This window comes from Actinospica acidithermotolerans, assembly GCF_018139625.1.
Classification (GTDB): Bacteria; Actinomycetota; Actinomycetes; order Streptomycetales; family Catenulisporaceae; genus Actinospica; species Actinospica acidithermotolerans.
Genome location: NZ_JAGSOH010000046.1, coordinates 22,477 through 39,266 on the forward strand (window position 1 = coordinate 22,477; position 16,790 = coordinate 39,266).

Annotated in this window: 13 protein-coding genes; 8 read left to right on the forward strand and 5 right to left on the reverse strand. The window is 70.5% G+C overall.

Translation table 11 applies throughout. The features are described from left to right. The first annotated feature begins 26 nt into the window (after nt 1-26). Both ald and KDK95_RS16735 read left to right on the forward strand, forming a co-directional pair. On the forward strand, nt 27-1,142 hold the full coding sequence (ald, locus tag KDK95_RS16730) for an alanine dehydrogenase (protein ID WP_212519109.1): 1,116 nt from the start codon (nt 27-29) through the stop codon (nt 1,140-1,142). A gap of 196 nt (nt 1,143-1,338) precedes the next feature. Continuing rightward, nucleotides 1,339-2,286 carry a ribose-phosphate diphosphokinase gene (locus tag KDK95_RS16735; protein ID WP_212519110.1) on the forward strand — a complete coding sequence of 316 codons (948 nt, stop codon included), beginning with the start codon at nt 1,339-1,341 and terminating at the stop codon, nt 2,284-2,286. Nucleotides 2,287-2,793: 507 nt separating this feature from the next. On the opposite strand, the gene KDK95_RS16740 is transcribed toward KDK95_RS16735, so the two are convergent. After that, a complete protein-coding gene (locus KDK95_RS16740) occupies nt 2,794-3,855 on the reverse strand; it encodes a hypothetical protein (protein WP_212519111.1) in 1,062 nt (353 codons plus the stop codon). Between the two features lie 371 nt (nt 3,856-4,226). On the opposite strand from KDK95_RS16740, the gene KDK95_RS16745 reads away from it, so the two are divergent. The 5 genes from KDK95_RS16745 to KDK95_RS16765 all read left to right on the forward strand — a co-directional run bounded on the left by KDK95_RS16745 (nt 4,227) and on the right by KDK95_RS16765 (nt 8,776). Beyond that, entirely contained in the window at nt 4,227-5,252 is a 1,026-nt protein-coding gene (locus tag KDK95_RS16745) for a ParA family protein (protein ID WP_372463334.1), read from the forward strand. Nucleotides 5,253-5,254: 2 nt separating this feature from the next. Further along, nucleotides 5,255-5,704, forward strand: coding sequence for a cobyrinic acid a,c-diamide synthase (locus KDK95_RS16750; protein WP_306466565.1), 450 nt, complete (start codon nt 5,255-5,257; stop codon nt 5,702-5,704). A gap of 63 nt (nt 5,705-5,767) precedes the next feature. Next, nucleotides 5,768-6,802 carry a segregation and condensation protein A gene (locus KDK95_RS16755; RefSeq protein WP_307844403.1) on the forward strand — a complete coding sequence of 345 codons (1,035 nt, stop codon included), beginning with the start codon at nt 5,768-5,770 and terminating at the stop codon, nt 6,800-6,802. Between the two features lie 572 nt (nt 6,803-7,374). Next, nucleotides 7,375-7,965, forward strand: a complete 591-nt coding sequence (gene scpB, locus KDK95_RS38255; RefSeq protein ID WP_372463335.1) for an SMC-Scp complex subunit ScpB — start codon at nt 7,375-7,377, stop codon at nt 7,963-7,965. A gap of 49 nt (nt 7,966-8,014) precedes the next feature. Further along, entirely contained in the window at nt 8,015-8,776 is a 762-nt protein-coding gene (locus KDK95_RS16765; protein ID WP_212519114.1) for a pseudouridine synthase, read from the forward strand. 119 nt (nt 8,777-8,895) lie between these two features. On the opposite strand, the gene KDK95_RS16770 is transcribed toward KDK95_RS16765, so the two are convergent. Continuing rightward, nucleotides 8,896-9,870 (reverse strand): GNAT family N-acetyltransferase, encoded by a 975-nt coding sequence (locus KDK95_RS16770; RefSeq protein ID WP_212519115.1) that lies wholly within the window; start codon nt 9,868-9,870, stop codon nt 8,896-8,898. A 102-nt stretch (nt 9,871-9,972) separates the two neighbouring features. Between KDK95_RS16770 and pepN the strand changes: the two genes are divergently transcribed. Further along, a complete protein-coding gene (pepN, locus tag KDK95_RS16775; protein WP_212519116.1) occupies nt 9,973-12,516 on the forward strand; it encodes an aminopeptidase N in 2,544 nt (847 codons plus the stop codon). Between the two features lie 211 nt (nt 12,517-12,727). Here the strand turns inward: pepN and KDK95_RS16780 are convergent, their stop codons facing one another. The 3 genes from KDK95_RS16780 to KDK95_RS16790 are packed head-to-tail and all read right to left on the reverse strand — an operon-like array spanning nt 12,728 to nt 16,724. Beyond that, entirely contained in the window at nt 12,728-14,848 is a 2,121-nt protein-coding gene (locus tag KDK95_RS16780) for an ABC transporter ATP-binding protein (RefSeq protein WP_212519117.1), read from the reverse strand. A gap of 8 nt (nt 14,849-14,856) precedes the next feature. Then, nucleotides 14,857-15,780, reverse strand: coding sequence for an ABC transporter permease (locus tag KDK95_RS16785; protein ID WP_212519118.1), 924 nt, complete (start codon nt 15,778-15,780; stop codon nt 14,857-14,859). Then, nucleotides 15,780-16,724 carry an ABC transporter permease gene (locus KDK95_RS16790; protein ID WP_212519119.1) on the reverse strand — a complete coding sequence of 315 codons (945 nt, stop codon included), beginning with the start codon at nt 16,722-16,724 and terminating at the stop codon, nt 15,780-15,782. The genes KDK95_RS16785 and KDK95_RS16790 overlap by 1 nt, the downstream gene beginning before the upstream one ends. Nucleotides 16,725-16,790 lie beyond the last annotated feature (66 nt).

A 16,790-nucleotide genomic window follows, 5' to 3' on the forward strand; every position in this document is an offset into this window, starting at 1 on the left:
GCTTCCCCCCTCTTGGACGGTTCGTCGTGAAGGTCGGAATTCCCCGAGAAGTCAAGAACCACGAGTACCGCGTGGCCATCACCCCGGCGGGCGTGCACGAGCTCGTCGGACACGGGCACGAGGTGTACGTCGAGACGGACGCGGGCCTCGGTTCCTCCATCCCGAACGAGGAGTACACGGCCGCCGGGGCGACGCTGCTGGACAGCGCCGACGAGGTGTGGGCCACCGGTGACCTGATCCTGAAGGTCAAGGAGCCGATCGCCTCCGAGTACCACCGGATGCGCGAGGACCAGACGCTGTTCACGTACCTGCACCTGGCCGCGTCGCGCGAGTGCACCGACGCGCTGCTCAAGGCGGGCACCACGGCGATCGCGTACGAGACCGTGCAGCTGCCGAACGGCGCGCTGCCGCTGCTGGCCCCGATGTCCGAGGTCGCGGGCCGGCTCGCCCCGCAGGTCGGCGCCTACAACCTGATGCGCTTCTCCGGCGGGCGCGGCGTGCTGCCGGGCGGCGTGCCCGGCGTGGCCGCCGCCAAGTGCGTCGTGATCGGCGCCGGCGTCTCCGGCTGGCACGCGGCGACCATCGCGATCGGCATGGGCTTCGACGTGACCCTGCTGGACCGCGACATCAACAAGCTGCGCGAGGCCGACCGCGTCTTCGGCAACCGGGTCAAGACCATGGCCTCGAACAAGTTCAACCTGGAGCGGGCCTGCCTCGAGGCCGACCTCGTCGTCGGCGCGGTGCTGATCCCCGGCGCCAAGGCGCCGAAGCTCGTCACCAACGAGCTCGTCTCCCGGATGAAGGCCGGCTCGGTCCTCGTGGACATCGCGATCGACCAGGGCGGCTGCTTCGAGGACTCGCGGCCCACCACGCACGCCGAGCCCACCTTCAAGGTGCACGAGTCGGTGTTCTACTGCGTCGCCAACATGCCGGGCGCCGTCGCCAACACCTCGACCTACGCGCTGACCAACGTCACGCTGCCGTACGCGGTGGAGCTCGCGGACAAGGGCTGGCACGAGGCCAGCCGCTCCGACCACGCGCTCGCCCTCGGGCTCAACACGCACCGAGGCGAGCTCACCAACGCCCAGGTCGCCGAGGCCCACGGCCTCGACCACCTCAAGCTCGACGAACTGCTGGCCTGATCGCATCCCAGGCCGGCGGTTCATCCGCTGGGGCATGTAGAGACAGCCCGGTTCCGTGTGCGGCGGAACCGGGCTGTTCCTTTGTCCCCCAGGGGCCGATCGTCTTGTAGTACGTTCGGCCTTCGGGGGTGGGGCGCGAATCGGGCGTATGGAAAGATGCGAGGTGACCCCTCATCAGCGCCATGGAGGAGCCCCCTTGCGTGACATAGCCGTCTTCAGCGGCAGCGCCCACCCCGAGCTCGCGGCTGAGGTGTGCGCGCATCTCGGCGTGCCGCTGCACCCGGTGCGGGTGAGCCGCTTCTCCACCGACTGCCTCGAGGTCCAGCTGCAGGAGAGCTGCCGGGAGCGGGACGTGTTCCTGATCCAGCCGCTCGTCGCACCGGTGCAGGAGAACCTGGTCGAGCTGCTGCTGATGGCGGACGCGGCGCGCGGGGCCTCCGCGGCGCGCACGACCGTGGTCATGCCGTATTTCGCCTACGCGCGCAGCGATAAGAAGGACGCGCCGCGCATCTCGATCGGCGCGCGGCTGGTCGCCGACCTGCTGGTGACGGCCGGGGCCGACCGGGTGCTGGCGATGTCGATGCACTCGCCGCAGGTGCACGGATTCTTCAGCGTGCCGGTCGACCACCTGCACGCGCTGCGCGAGCTCGCGGCGCACTTCGGCCGCTACGACCTGGCCAACGCCGTGGTCGTCTCCCCCGACCTCGGCAACATCAAGGAGGCGGCGGCGTTCGGCCGGATGCTCGGCATCCCGGCGGCCGCCGGCGCGAAGGAGCGGTACGCGGACGACCGGGTGGCGATCAGCTCGGTGATCGGCGACGTGGCCGGGCGCGACGTGATCGTGCTCGACGACGAGATAGCCCGCGGCAGCACGGTCCTGGAGCTGCTGGACCGGCTGCGCGAGCAGAAGGTGAACTCGGTGCGCGTCGCGTGCACGCACGGGCTGTTCGCTGCGGGCGCGCTCAAGCGGCTGAGCGACCAGCCGGACGTCGAGGAGATCGTCTGCACGAACACGGTGCCGGTGCCGGTCGGCGAGCGCACCTCGAAGCTGACAGTGCTCTCCATCGCTCCGGCGCTGGCCGAGGCGATGCGGCGGATCCATAACGGTGAGAGTGTCAGCGAGCTGTTCCACGCGCCCAAGTGACGGAGTGTCAGGCCGATGGCGTACGGCACGGATAACAGAAAGAGCCCCGGATCCGCGAGGGAATCCGGGGCTCTTACGCAGATCCGCTCAACCTGTTCAGCAGTTCAGCGGATCAGCGGTCCGGCGGATCAGCGGTCCGGCACGTCCGGCGGTTCAGCCGATCGGCGGTCCGGCACGTTCGGCGGTTCGGCGGTCCGGCACGTCCGGCGGTTCAGCCGTTTGGCCGTCCGGCACGTTCGGCGGTTCAGCGGATCAGCGGTCCGGCGCGTTCGGCGGTTCAGCCGATCGGCGGTCCGGGGCACGTCCGGCGGTTCAGCCGATCGGCGGTCCGGGGCACGTCCGGCGGTTCAGCCGTTTGGCCGTCCGGCACGTTCGGCGGTTCAGCGGTTCGGCGGTCCGGCACGTCCGGCGATTCAGCCGTTCGGCCGTTCGGTGGTTCAGCCGATCGGCGGCTGATGCTCCGGGACGGTCTGGGTGCAGATCGGGAGGTAACCCTCGGGGCCCTGGTCACTGCCAAGTCGGCGGTTGCTGCTGGCCCTGCTGACCCTGCTGCGGTTGCTGCTGGCCCTGCTGCTGGCCCTGCTGACCCTGCTGCGGGGGCTGCTGCTGACTCTGCTGGGGCTGCTGCGGCTGACCGAACTGCGGCGCCTGGCCGTAGTTCTGCTGCTGACCCTGCTGCGGCTGCTGCTGACCGTAGTTCTGCTGCGGCTGCTGCTGGCCGTAATTCTGCTGCGGCGCGGGCTGCTGGCCGTACTGCTGCTGCGGATAGCCCTGCTGCGGGTACGGCTGCTGCTGCCCGGGCTGGCCGTACTGCGGCTGGCTTTGCTGCGCGTAGCCCTGCTGCGGCTGGCCCGGCTGCTGTCCCTGCTGCGGATATCCCTGCTGCGGCTGCGGATATCCCTGTTGGACGGGCTGGCCGTACTGTGGCTGCTGGCCCTGCTGCGGGTAGCCCGGCTGCTGGCCGAACTGGCCCGGCTGCGCGCCGTACTGCGGCTGGCCGTACTGCTGCTGCGGGTACCCGCCGAACTGGCCGGGCTGCTGGTATCCCCCGAAACCGCCCGCGGCCGCACCGCCCTGAGCGGCCGTCAACTGCGGCTGCCGCAGGGCCCAGACGCCGACACCGGCCGTCGCGAGGCCGAGCAGCAGGCCGAGGTACGTGCCGAAGCCGGCGCCTGAGCTGACCGAGACAGAGGTCTCCGTGCTGGCCGGCGGCGTGAAGTAGGTCATCCAGCGGATGACGACCAGCAGTACGGCCAGCGCCCCGACGCCGATGCCGACCTGGTAGAAGAGCTTGCCGGGCAGCAGTTGCGGCGCGGCGAGCGCGCGGGTCAGCGCGAGCGCGCCGAGCAGGAACAGCAGCAGCATGGGGATCCAGACCAGCGGCCCCGTGATGGTCTTCGCCAGGTCCACCGAGCGCGAGGCGGAGTTCCAGCCGTTGACCGAGAAGCCGACGCTCTGCCCGTCGGCCGACTCCGAGTAGCTCCACCACGGCAGGAACGTCGAGATGATCGCGAGCAGCCCGGCCGCCGCGAAGACCAGATCGGGTATTGCGATCTTCCGCTGATTCACATGGATCCCCTCCGTGAGCGAGAAAAGACGGCTTGCAGCATACGGTAATCGGTTCATCCGACGACGCCTGGTGACGCGGCGTGTCGGCCCCCTGCGATCGATGGTGACGCGACCGAGGCGACTTGTCGACAAATCCGCAACAGTCTCGGGGCGTTAGCCCGCACGAGCGACGCGCCTTTGCTCTCATTGCCCCGTATTGTCTAGAGTCTGCCCAGGCCAGCCGGGACAATACGCGGTCAGATTGACGAGTCGATAGGTCGACAATTGCACCCCGGTCGGTGGACACTAGGCCATGCGAGCGCGAGTGCGCGCTGCGACGACAGACTTGAGTGGGGGGCTGGGAGGATGACCGGCAGGTGACTGATTCGACGATGACGACTGCTGCGAGCGGTCAGGCCGAGGCCGGCCGGTGGGCCGGCGACGTCGAGATCGATGATCCGTACGGCATCGACGACGAGCTGCGCTACGAGGACGGCTTCGATCCGGACGCTGAGATAGAGCCCGACCCCGAGTACGCGGCCACGCTGGCACCGGACCCGGCGACGCAGCGGCGCGAGCGGGTGGGGCCGACCGGGCGGCCGATGCCGCGCTTCCCGGCGCCGCGGCCCGCGATGGAGCACGGCCCGGCGAAGATCATCGCCATGTGCAACCAGAAGGGCGGGGTCGGCAAGACCACCTCGACGATCAACCTCGGCGCGGCGCTGGCCGAGTACGGTCGCAAGGTTCTGCTGGTCGACTTCGACCCGCAGGGGGCGCTCTCGGTGGGCCTCGGGGTGAACCCGATGGAGCTGGACCGGACCGTCTACAACCTGCTCATGGAGCGGGGCGTGACGATCGAGGACATCCTGCTCAAGACGATCACGCCGGGCATGGACCTGCTGCCGAGCAACATCGACCTCTCGGCGGCCGAGGTCCAGCTGGTGACCGAGGTGGCGCGCGAGTCGGCGCTGGCCCGGGCCCTGAAGCCCGCGCTGAGCGAGTACGACTTCATCATCATCGACTGCCAGCCGTCGCTCGGCCTGCTCACGGTCAACGCCCTGACGGCCGCGCACAGCGTGATCGTGCCGCTCGAGTGCGAGTTCTTCGCGCTGCGCGGCGTGGCGCTGCTGACGGAGACGATCGAGAAGGTCCGGGAGCGGCTGAACCCCGAGCTCGACCTCGACGGCATCCTGGCCACGATGTACGACGCGCGCACCGTGCACAGCCGGGAGGTGCTGGCCCGGGTGGTGCAGGCCTTCGGCGAGCAGGTGTTCCACACCGTCATCGGCCGCACCGTGCGCTTCCCGGAGACCACGGTCGCCGGCGAGCCGATCACCTCCTACGCGTCGAGTTCGGTCGGCGCCGCCGCGTACCGCCAGCTGGCGAGGGAGGTGCTCGCGCGGTGCCCCGTCGCGTGAGGATGCCCGGGGCCGACGAGCTGTTCGGGCGCGGCCCCGTGACGCTGGGCAACACGGCGGCACGGCTGCGCGCCGTGCCGGACCCGGTCGAGGACGAGGACGACGCCGAGGAGATGGAGCCCGCGCTGCGCGCGGCCCCCGAGGCCGCCCTGCGCGAGGCTTCGGCCCAGCGCGGCGGCGCCTCCGCTCCCCGGCTGCCCGTGGAGCGCAGGTCGGGCCGGGCCAGCGGCCGGGAGCGGCACGATGAGAAGATCACCGTGTACGTCTCGCCAGAGGAGCTGGTCGGCCTTGAGCAGGCGCGGATCATGCTGCGGGCAGGGCACGGGCTGGCCGTGGACCGCGGCCGGATCGTGCGGGAGGCGGTGAACCTCGTGCTGGCCGACCTCAGCGAGCACGGCGAGGACTCCAGCCTCGTCCGGGTGCTGCGGATGGACTTCGCCGGCGAACGCTGAGCCGCCCCCGCGCTCCGGGCGTCGCGCGCCGGACGGACCGCCCGCGCGTACTAGAGTGGGCGGGTGGACCAGACGTTGGCCGAGGCAGAGGCCGTGGATCGCGAGGCCGGGCCGGGGGACGAACCGCTGCCCCCGGAGCTCGCCGACGCGGTCATGGAGGACGACGGGGACCCGAACGTCTTCCGGGTCAAGCTCGCCGAGTTCGAGGGTCCGTTCGACCTGCTGCTCTCGCTGATCTCCAAGCACAAGCTGGACGTCACCACGCTGGCGCTCTCCCAGGTCACCGACGATTTCATCGCCTACATCCGGGCTCAGGGCCCTGACTGGGACCTGGACGCGGCCAGCGAGTTCCTGCTCATCGCGGCGACCCTGCTCGACCTGAAGGCGGCCCGGCTGCTGCCGTCCGCGGAGGTCGAGGATGAGGAGGACCTCGCGCTGCTCGAGGCGCGCGACCTGCTCTTCGCCCGGCTGCTGCAGTACCGCGCCTACAAGCAGGTGGCCGCGGTGCTCGCGGACCGCTACGCGAACGCCTCGCTGCGCCACCCGCGCTCGGTGCCGCTCGACCCGGAGTTCCGGGACCTGCTGCCGGAGCTGATCTTCGCGCTCACCCCGGAGCAGTTCGCCCAACTCGCCGTCAAGGCGATGACGCCGAAGATCCCCCCGACCGTCTCGATCGCGCACATCCACCAGATCCAGGTCTCGGTGCGCGAGCAGGCCGCCGTGATCGTGGAGAAGCTGCGCGAGCTGCGCATCGCCTCCTTCCAGCAGCTCGTCGAGGACGCCCCCGACACCCTGCACGTCGTCGCCCGCTTCCTCGCGCTGCTCGAACTGTTCCGCGAGCGCGCGGTCGGCTTCGATCAGAACCAGGACGAGGCGTACGCCGAGCTGACGGTCCGTTGGACCGGAGACGACGACGGCGATGTCGAGGTGGACGGCGAGTTCGACGAGGGCGACGGCGTCCGCGCCCTCCCCGTCCCGCGCGACGGCGAAGATGACCGCGATGCCCGCGCCGCGAGCGATGGACACGATGGGCGCGACGGGCGCGATGGGCGCGATGGCGATGCGGCGGAAGACCGTGACCAGGAGGACGACGAGTGACCGAGCAGCCGATGAGCGGCGGAGCCGCGTTCTGGGCGGCCCGCGGCGTCCGGATCGAGCCGGAGGTAGTCGACGAGGAGGAGTTCGTCGAGGAGACGACGGAGGTCGACGAGGTCGTTCCGCAGGTCGCGGAGGGTGACGCCGTCGAGGAGCCGGTGGAGGTCGTCGCGGAGGCGGGGCCCGAAGCCGACGCCGAGCAGGTCACGGACCCCGGGCAGGTCGCGGAGGTCGCAGAGGCGGAACCGAAAGCCGACGTCGAGCAGGCCGCGGACCCCGAGCAGGTCGCGGAGGCCGAGCCGCAAGCCGGTGTCGGCCAGACGCCGGACCCCGAAGCCGAGCCCGACCCCGAGCCCGAGCCCGAATCGGTGGAAGCCGCGGTCGCCGTCGAGGACAGTCCGCTGCCGGGCTTCCCGCAGCAGCGCAGCGAGCGGGCCGGCGAACCCGGGAACTCCGCGCCCCGCGAACCCGAGAAGTCCGCGCCCCGCGGACCCGGGAACTCCGCCTCCCGCGAACCCGGGAAATCCACGTCCGGGGAGCCCGGGAACTCCGCGTCCGACGAGCCCGCCTGGCAGTTGACCGGCGGGGAGCTCGCTCTTCCGCTGCCGCCGCTCAAGACGTGCGTCGAGGCGATCCTGATGGTCGTCGACGAGCCGGTGAGCGTCGTCACCCTCGCGCAGGTGCTCGAGCGGCCCACGGCCGAGGTCGCCGAGGCGCTGAGGGAGCTCGCGGAGGAATACACTGTCCTTGGGCGCGGTTTCGAGCTGCGCGAAGTCGGCGTGGGCGGCGAGGGCGAGCGCACCGGGTGGCGGGTCTACTCGCGGGCCGAATGCGCGCCCGTGGTCGAGCGCTTCGTCCGGGACGGCCAGCAGGCCAAGCTCACCCAGGCGGCCCTGGAGACCCTGGCGGTGGTCGCGTACCGGCAGCCGGTGAGCCGGTCGAAGGTCTCCGCGATCCGCGGCGTGAACTGCGACGGCGTCATGCGCACGCTGCTGGCGCGCGGCCTCGTCGAGGAGTACGGCAACGACCACGAGACCGGCGCGGTGCTCTACCAGACCACCGGGTTCTTCCTGGAGCGGATGGGCCTGAAGTCGCTGGAGGAGCTGCCCGACCTGGCGCCGCTGCTGCCGAGCGCGGCCGACGTCGACGTCGAGGACTTCGCCTGAGCCGGCGCCCCGCGCGTGAATTGATGGACTTTTTCGGAAAGGCACGAAGATGGAACGGCGCAAGCCCGGGTTCACCGACCCCAACGAGGAGGGCGTGCGCCTGCAGAAGGTGCTCGCCGCCGCGGGCATCGGCTCCCGCCGTGTGTGCGAGGAGATCATCGAGATGGGCCGGGTCACGGTCGACGGCAAGAAGGTGACCTCGCAGGGCATGCGGGTCAAGCCGGAGACCGCCGTCATCCACGTCGACGGCATGCGCATCTCCTCGGCCCCCGACGCCTTCTACGTGGCCTTCAACAAGCCGCGCGGCGTCCTGTCGGCGATGCACGACCCCGAGGGCCGCCCGACGGTCGGCGACTACGTGGCCGACCGCGGCCAGCGGCTGTTCCACGTCGGCCGGCTCGACGCGGAGACCGAGGGCCTGATCCTGCTGATGAACGACGGCGAGCTGGCCAACCGGCTCGCGCACCCGTCCTTCGGCGTGCAGAAGACCTACCTGGCCCGCGTCGAGGGCGTCATCCCGCGCGATCTCGGCAAGCGGCTGCGCGAAGGTGTCGAACTGGAGGACGGCTTCGCCCGGGTGGACTCGTTCAAGATGGTCGACGCGGTCGGTAAGAACGCCCTGGTCGAGGTCGTCATCCACGAGGGCCGCAAGCACATCGTGCGCCGCCTGCTCGCCGAGGTCGGCTTCCCGGTCAACCGCCTGGTGCGCACCCACTTCGGCCCGATCGCCCTCGGCGACCAGCGCCCCGGCAAGGTCCGCAACCTCAACCAGCAGGAGATCGGCTCGCTGTACAAGGCCGTCGGCCTGTAAGGGTTCGAATCCGGGAGGGATCGGCGAGCGGTGGTGCGCTCGGAGACGGCGGGCCGCCGCTGACCGCCACCCGCCACGCGCATCCGCCGCGCGCATCCACCTCCGCCTCCACCTCCGCCTCAGAGCTCGAACACCTTGTTGTAGAGCACGTACTTCCTCTCCACGATGAAGCCGCTGCGCTCGTACACGGCTAGGGCGCCGGTCGGGTTCTCGGCGTCGACGCCGAGGCTGTGGGTGGCGAAGCCGTGCCGGCGGGATTCGCGCACGATGTGGGCGATCAGGCCGGAGGCCACGCCGCGGCCGCGGTGGGCGCGGCGGGTGCCGACCATGTTCAGGTGCAGGTCGAGGGCTCCGGGGGCCGGGTCGGCGGCGGCGGCATGGCTGCTGACGACGAAGCCGGCGATGGCGCCTTCGGCCGCCGGGTCGCGGAGCAGGAAGCTGAGATCGTGGCGGATCTTCTCCTGCGAGATCCAGGCCTGCCAGGCCTCGGCCGTCCACGGCGCGCCCCGGAAGTGGTCGGCGAAGATCTCGTTGTGCGCGTGCCGCAGCTCCTCGGCGACGGCCGGGGTGAACGGCTCGATCTCCAGGCCGCCCGGCAGCTCGGTGTCCGGGTCGGGGGCGTGGGCGGGGCGGCGCATCTGGCAGGACCAGCGGATCGGCTCGTAGCCCTCGGCGGCGAACAGCTCGCGGGCCGCGGTGTTGGTGTCCGCGAGCCTCGCGGTGACCTCCAGCGGCCTGTCCGGGAAGTACTTCTCGTGGACGCGCGGCGCGAGGCCGTCCTGCCAGCGCACGAGCCGGGTGCCGAGGCCGCGGCCCCGGTAGTCCGGGTGCACGGCGCCGTCCGCGCGCATCCAGTGCGCCTCCTCGGCCGTCGAACCGCGCTGGATCCAGGCCATCGCCACCAGCCGGTTCCCGTCGAAGATTCCCTGCAGCTCCTCGAAGCCCTCGGCGCGCAGCGGGTGGTGCAGCTGGAAGCGGAACGCCGCCTCGTCCGCGCGGTGGCCGCTCTCGTCTGCCGCGCTCGTCGCGGCGGTCAGGGCGGCGTACGCGGACGCGTCGGATTCGGTGAGCGGGCGCTGCGCGAATTCGTTCATGCGGGCGAGCGTATCCGCCGCCTCCGAGCACTGCGCGGGATTATCGGGCGCGCCTATGCTGGCACTCGTATCCCACAACGCCGACCGGCTAAGGAACAGCGCATGCCAATCGCTGAAATCACCCGCACGGAGTCCGCGCAACGGGCGCGGCTGCTGCGGGTCGACACGTACCACGTCTCGCTCGACCTCACCCAGGGCGAGCAGACCTTCCGGTCCACGTCGGTCATCCGCTTCTCAGCCACCGAGGCAGGCGCCACCACGTACGCCGACCTGGTCGCGGAAACGGTGCACGAGATCACCCTCAACGGGCGCGCGATCGACCCCGCCGCCGCGTACGCCGACGGGCGGATCGCCCTCGACGGGCTCGAGGCGGACAACGAGCTGCGCGTCGTCGCCTCCTGCGCCTACAGCACGGACGGCGGCGGCCTCGGCCGGTACGTCGACTCCGCCGACGGCAAGGTGTACACGTACTCGAACTGCGAGCCCTCGGACGCCCGGCGCATCTACGCGAACTTCGAGCAGCCCGACCTCAAGGCCGTCTTCCACATCGAGGTCACCGCGCCCGCCGACTGGACGGTGCTGGCCAACACCCCGGCTCCGGAGCCGGTCCCCGCCGCGTCCGGCGACGCGGCCACCTGGAGCTTCCCGCCGACCGCGCGGCTCTCGACGTACCTGATCTGCGTCGCGGCGGGTGCGTACCGCGTCGTGACCGGCTCGCACACCACCCGGCGCGGCCAGACCGTGCCGCTGGAGCTGGCGGCCCGCGAGTCGCTCGCCGAGCATCTCGAGCCGGCCGACATGTTCGAGGTCACCGGGCAGGGCCTGGACTTCTTCACCGAGCTGTTCGACTGCGACTTCCCGTACCCGAAGTACGGCCAGATCTTCGTGCCCGAGTTCCGGGCCGGGGCGATGGAGAACCCGGGCCTGGTCACCTTCACCGAACAGCTGGTGTTCCGCTCCAAGGTCACCGCCTCTCGCTACGAGCTGCGCGCGATGGTCATCCTGCACGAGATGGCGCACATGTGGTTCGGCGACTACGTGACCATGAAGTGGTGGGGCGATCTGTGGCTCAACGAGTCGTTCGCCGAGTTCTCCGGCACCTTCGCCTCGGCCGAGGCCACCCGGTTCACTGACGCCTGGACCACGTTCACCAACGACCGTAAGACCTGGGGCTACGGCCAGGATCAGCTGCCGTCCACGCACCCGATCTCGGCCGACGTGGAGACCCTCAGCGAGGCGATCGCGAACTTCGACGGGATCAGCTACGCCAAGGGCGCCTCGGTGCTCAAGGCGCTGGTCGCCTACGTCGGCCGGGAGAACTTCTTCGCCGGGCTGCGCGCGTACTTCGCCGAGTACGCCTGGGGCAACGCCTCGCTCGGCGACCTGCTGGCGAAGCTGGAGCAGGCCTCGGGCCGGGACCTGTCGGACTGGTCGAAGGCCTGGCTGGAGACCGCCGGACCCAACACCCTGAGCTCAGAGTTCGAACTCGACGCCGACGGCCGCTACACCGCGTTCACCGTGGTGCAGGGCGCCCCCGAGGAGCACCCGCACCTGCGGCCGCACCACATCGCGATCGGCCTCTACAACCGGGTCGACGGCGCGCTCGTGCGCACCCACCGGGTGGAGCTGGACGTGACCGGCGCGCGCACGGAGGTGCCCGGGTTCGTCGGGATCGAGCAGCCGGACCTGGTGCTGCTCAACGACGACGACCTCACCTTCGCCCTGATCGAGTTCGACGAGCGCTCCCTCGGCACGCTCACGGAGTCGGTCGGCGAGTTCGCCGACTCGCTCCCGCGCGCCCTGTCCTGGAGCGCGGCGATGAACATGGCGAGCCAGGCCCGGCTGTCCATCCCGGCGTTCATCAGGATGCTGGCTCAGGGCATGGCGTACGAGAGCTCGATCTCGGTGCTGCAGTCGCTGCTGGCCACCGGATCCCGCGCGATGCGCGCGCTGGCCGAGCCGGACTGGATCCCGACCGGCAAGGCGCAGCTGGCCGCCGCGGGCCTGGAGCTGCTGCGCGCGGCCGAGCCGGGCAGCGACCGCCAGCTGACCTGGGCCCAGCTGGTCGGGGGCCTGGCCACCACGCCGGAGCAGGTGGAGTTCGCCCAGGGCCTGCTCGACGGGACGATCGAGCTGCCGGGACTGACCGTGGACACGGACCTGCGCTGGACCCTGGTACGCCGGCTGGCCTCGCTCGGCGAGATCGGCGACGCCGAGATCGACGCCGAACTGGAGCGCGACGCGACCGACCAGGGCCGCAACCACGCCCTCGGCGCCCGCGCCGCCATCCCCGACGCCGAGCACAAGGCCGAGGCCTGGCGGCTGCTGACGCAGACCGAGCTCGGTCCCGAGGGTGTCATGAGCCTGAGCGACGGATTCGGCGTCGGCGAGCACGCCGAGCTGACGCGCGGGTACGTCGACGCCTACTTCGAGGTGCTGCCGAGGCTGTGGGCCGAGCGCCCCGAGCAGATGCGCAACCTGCTCGTCGCGCGCCTGTTCCCGCAGACCGCGGCCTCCGAGGAGCTGATCCGCCGCGTCGACGCCTTCCTCGACGCGGAGCCGCGCGACAACGCGCTGCGGCGCGTGCTCATCGAGGCCCGCGACGGCGTCGAGCGCGCGCTGAAGTCCCGGGCGCTGGAGGGCTGACGCGGCCCGGCCAACCGAGCGTGTGCGGGTCGGGCGTCGCTCACGCCGCTCCGACCCGCACACAGTTCAACCGGCTCGCGCCAAAACCCGTACGTCGGCATCGTGGATACGCGGCGCTGTCGGCCATCTCGGCCCGTCCCACGGCGAGCGGCCTCGCGCTCCGGAATCCCCGGGGCGCGAGGCCGCTGCTCCAGCTCCGTCAGCTCGCCGCTCAGGCTGTGGCCGACTCCGTCGCGTCGTCGATCGCGTCGGGCTGGGACGGCAGCACGACCTCGCCGACGGCCGCCGGCTCGCCCGCGTCGCCGTCGAACCTGCGCAGCGGGAAGTGGCAGGCTGCCAGGTGGCCGTTCGTGCCGAACTCCACCAGCGGCGGCTCCTGCTCCGCGCACAGCGACTGGGCCGCGGGACAGCGGGTGCGGAAGCGGCAGCCGGAGGGCGGGTCGATCGCCGAGGGCAGCTCGCCGACGATCCCCTTGTCCTCCTTGGCCTTCTCCACCGCCGGGTCGGCCACCGGGATGGTGTCGAGCAGGCCGCGGGTGTAGTGGTGCACCGGGTTCGCGTACACCGACTCGGCCGGGCCGATCTCCACCAGCTTGCCCAGGTACATCACGCCGATCCGGTCCGAGAGGTAGCGGACCACGGACAGGTCGTGCGAGATGAACAGGTACGACAGGCCGAACTCGACCTGCAGGTCCTTCATCAGGTTCAGCACCTGCGACTGGATCGAGACGTCCAGCGCGGAGACCGGCTCGTCCGCCACGATCAGCTTCGGCGCCAGGGTGAGCGCGCGGGCCAGCCCGACGCGCTGGCGCTGGCCGCCGGAGAACTCGTGCGGGTAGCGCTCGAGCGCGGTGCGCGGCAGGCCCACCTGGTCGAACAGCTCGGCGATCCGCTTGTCCCGGCTCGCCTTGTCGCCGACCTTCTGGATGTCCAGCGGCTCGCGCAGCACCGAGCGGACCCGCATGCGCGGGTTCATCGCCGCGTAGGAGTCCTGGAACATCAGCTGGATCTCCCGGCGCACCGCGCCGCGCGCGTGCCTGTCCGCGGCCAGGTCCCGGCCGCCGTAGCCGATCTCGCCGCCGGTCGCGTCCTCGAGGCCGACCAGCAGCTTGCCGACCGTGGTCTTGCCGCAGCCGGACTCGCCCACCAGGCCGAGGGTCTCGCCCTGGTAGATGGTGAAGGAGACGTCCGCGACGGCCGAGACCGCGCCGATCTTGCGGCGCAGCACGGCGCCCGCGGTGATCGGGTACTCCTTGACCAGGTTCCTGACCGTCAGCAGCGGCTCGCCGATGCGCGACTGCGGGATCGCCTCGGCGCTGGTCTCCTCGGTCAGCGTCACCGGCACGGCCTTGGCCGAGCGCTCGACCTCGCCCACCGGGAAGAAGCACGCGTACTGATGCTCCGAGGTCTCGCCGGTCAGCTGCGGGTCCTGCTCGCGGCAGGAGGGCTGCGCGTAGCGGCAGCGCGCCGCGAACCGGCAGCCGGCCGGCGGCTTGGTCAGGTCCGGCGGCAGGCCCGGGATCGAGTAGAGCTTGGTGCCCGACTCGGCGCCGCGCTCGGGCAGCGAGTCGAACAGCGCCTCGGTGTACGGGTGGCGCGGATTCGCGTACAGGGTCTCGGTGTTGGTCGTCTCGACCACCCGGCCCGCGTACATGACGGCGATCTTGTCGGCGCGCCCGGCGATGACGCCGAGGTCGTGGGTGACCAGGATGACGGCCATCCCGAGCCGCTCCTTGATCGAGTCGATCAGGCCGAGGATCTGCTTCTGCACGGTCACGTCGAGCGCCGTGGTCGGCTCGTCCGCGATCAGCAGCTTCGGCTCGTTCGCCAGCGCCATCGCGATCATCGCGCGCTGCCGCATACCGCCGGAGAGCTGGTGCGGGTAGTCGAGCGCGCGCCGCTGCGGCGAGGGCATGCCGACGAACGAGAGCATCTCGACGGCGCGCTCGTGCGCCTGCTTCTTGTCGTAGCCCTTGTGGATGCGCACCGACTCGGAGATCTGCCGGCCCACGCTCATCGTCGGGTTCAGCGACGTCATCGGGTCCTGGAAGATCATGCCGATGTCGTTGCCGCGCACCTTGGCCATCTCGGCGTCGCTCAGCGGCAGCAGGTCGCGGCCCTCGAGCAGGATCTCGCCGCCGGTGACGGCGCCGCCGTTGGGCAGCAGCCGCATGATCGACATCGCGGTCATCGTCTTGCCGCAGCCGGACTCGCCCACCACGCCGAGGGTCTGCCCGGCCTCGATGGACAGGTTGACCCCGTCGAGCGCGTGCACGGTGGAGCGCTTGAGCCGGATCTCGGTGCGGACGTCCTTCAGTTCGAGCAGGGGCATGGTTGGACTCACCGCTTCTGCAGACGGGTTTCGAAGGCGTCACGCAGGGCGTCGCCGATGACGTTGAAGGCGAGGATCACCAGGATGATCGCGATCGCCGCCGGGTAGATCATCCACCAGTAGCCCTGGTCGACGAACTGGGTCCCGTCGTTGAGCATGCCGCCGAGGTCGGCGTGCGGGGACTCGAGGCCGAGGCCGATGAAGCTCAGCGTCGAGAGGTAGAAGATCGAGCCGGCGATCGAGAAGGTGGTGTTGACGATCGTGGTGCCGATCGTGTTCGGCAGGATGTGCTTGCGGATGATGTGCGGGCCGCTGCCGCCCATCATGCGCGCCGCCGCGACGTAGTCGCGCACCTTGATCACCATGGACTCGCCGCGGATCAGGCGGGTGATGCCCACCCAGCCGGTCAGGCCGATGACCCAGATCATCAGGGTCGCGTCGTGGCCCCAGATCATGCCCAGGTAGATCAGCAGGAAGATCAGCGGGATCGACATCAGGGCGTCGATGACGCGCATCATCACCGCGTCGAGCCAGCCGCCGAAGTAGCCGGAGATCGCGCCGTACAGCGTGCCGATGACGGCGCTGATCACCCCGCCGAGGACGCCGACGTTGAGCGAGAGCTGGCCGCCCTTGAAGAACTGCGCCAGCACGTCGGCGCCGTTCTCGTCGGTGCCGAGCGGATGCCCGGCGCCGGGCGGCAGGGTGACCGCCTCCATGTCCGACTGGGTTCCGTTGCCGTGGTAGAACATCGGGCCCAGGTAGCAGAGCAGGATGAAGGCGACGAGGAAGACGAGCGCGGCGAGGGCGAGCTTGTTCTCCGCGAACACCTCCCAGCCGCGGCGGAACATCGAACGCGGCTTCTCGACCGACTCCAGGCCGAGCTCGACCGAGGTCGGCTCCGGCGAGAGGACTTCTTCAGGGGTGGTGGTCATCAGTCGAGCCTCACTCGCGGGTCGAGGATTGCGTAGCTGAGGTCTGCGATCAGCGACCCGAGCACGGTGAGCGCGGCGGTCAGCATGGTGATGGCCAGCGTCACGCCGAAGTCGTTGGTGAGCGCGGCCTGGGTGGTGAGCAGGCCGATGCCCTGGATGTTGAAGACGTTCTCGATGATGACCGCGCCGCCGACGAGGGCGGGCAGCGACAGGCCGATCAGCGTGATCATCGGGATCATGGCGTTGCGCAGCACGTGCCCGTAGAGCACACGGCGCCGGCCGGCGCCCTTCGCGATCGCGGTGCGCACGTACTCCTGGGTCAGCTCGTCCAGCACCGAGGAGCGCAGGTACCTGCTGTACCCGGCGAAGCTGGTCAGCGTCAGGCAGGCGACCGGCAGGATGATCGCCTGCGGCTGGGTCAGCGCGTCGTGGAACGAGGCGATCTCGTTGCTCGTCGGGATCCAGCCGAGCTGGTCGACGAACAGGTCGAGCATGAGGAAGGCGATCAGGAAGGTCGGGATTCCCCAGAGCACGAAGGAGACGAAGGTCAGCGTGTGGTCGAGCAGCGTGTTGCGGCGCACGGCCTGCAGCACGCCGATCGGGATCGAGATCAGCACCGACAGGACCAGGGAGAGCCCGACGATGTACATCGACTGGCCGATCGTGCCCTGGATCAGCGAGCCCACGCTCTGCTGCTTGAAGTAGTCCCAGCCGAAATCCCCGTGCAGAAAGTTCCCGAACCAGCTGAGATACTGCATGAACAGCGGACGGTTCAGGCCCATCTGCGCGGAGAGCTGGGCGATGGACTGCGGGTTGGCGTGGGTGCCGAGCAGGCCGCGGACCATGCCGCCGGGCAGCAGGTGCAGCAGGCCGAAGGTGATGATGCTGACCAGAATCACGGTCAGGACCGCCTGCAGGGTGCGGCGGACGATGTACGCCGTCACGGAGTCCTCCCCTTCGAGGGCTCGACGACACGGGGGTTGGCGGGGCTCACGCTGGTTGCACCGATC

Bases quoted from the DNA above. Each gene is read 5' to 3' on its own strand.
- KDK95_RS16780 (WP_212519117.1), bottom strand. From the start codon at position 14,848: ATGCCCCTGCTCGAACTGAAGGACGTCCGCACCGAGATCCGGCTCAAG.
- KDK95_RS16750 (WP_306466565.1), top strand. From the start codon at position 5,255: ATGCCCGGGGCCGACGAGCTGTTCGGGCGCGGCCCCGTGACGCTGGGC.
- KDK95_RS16785 (WP_212519118.1), bottom strand. From the start codon at position 15,780: ATGACCACCACCCCTGAAGAAGTCCTCTCGCCGGAGCCGACCTCGGTC.
- KDK95_RS16770 (WP_212519115.1), bottom strand. From the start codon at position 9,870: ATGAACGAATTCGCGCAGCGCCCGCTCACCGAATCCGACGCGTCCGCG.
- KDK95_RS16765 (WP_212519114.1), top strand. From the start codon at position 8,015: ATGGAACGGCGCAAGCCCGGGTTCACCGACCCCAACGAGGAGGGCGTG.
- pepN (WP_212519116.1), top strand. From the start codon at position 9,973: ATGCCAATCGCTGAAATCACCCGCACGGAGTCCGCGCAACGGGCGCGG.
- KDK95_RS16745 (WP_372463334.1), top strand. From the start codon at position 4,227: ATGACGACTGCTGCGAGCGGTCAGGCCGAGGCCGGCCGGTGGGCCGGC.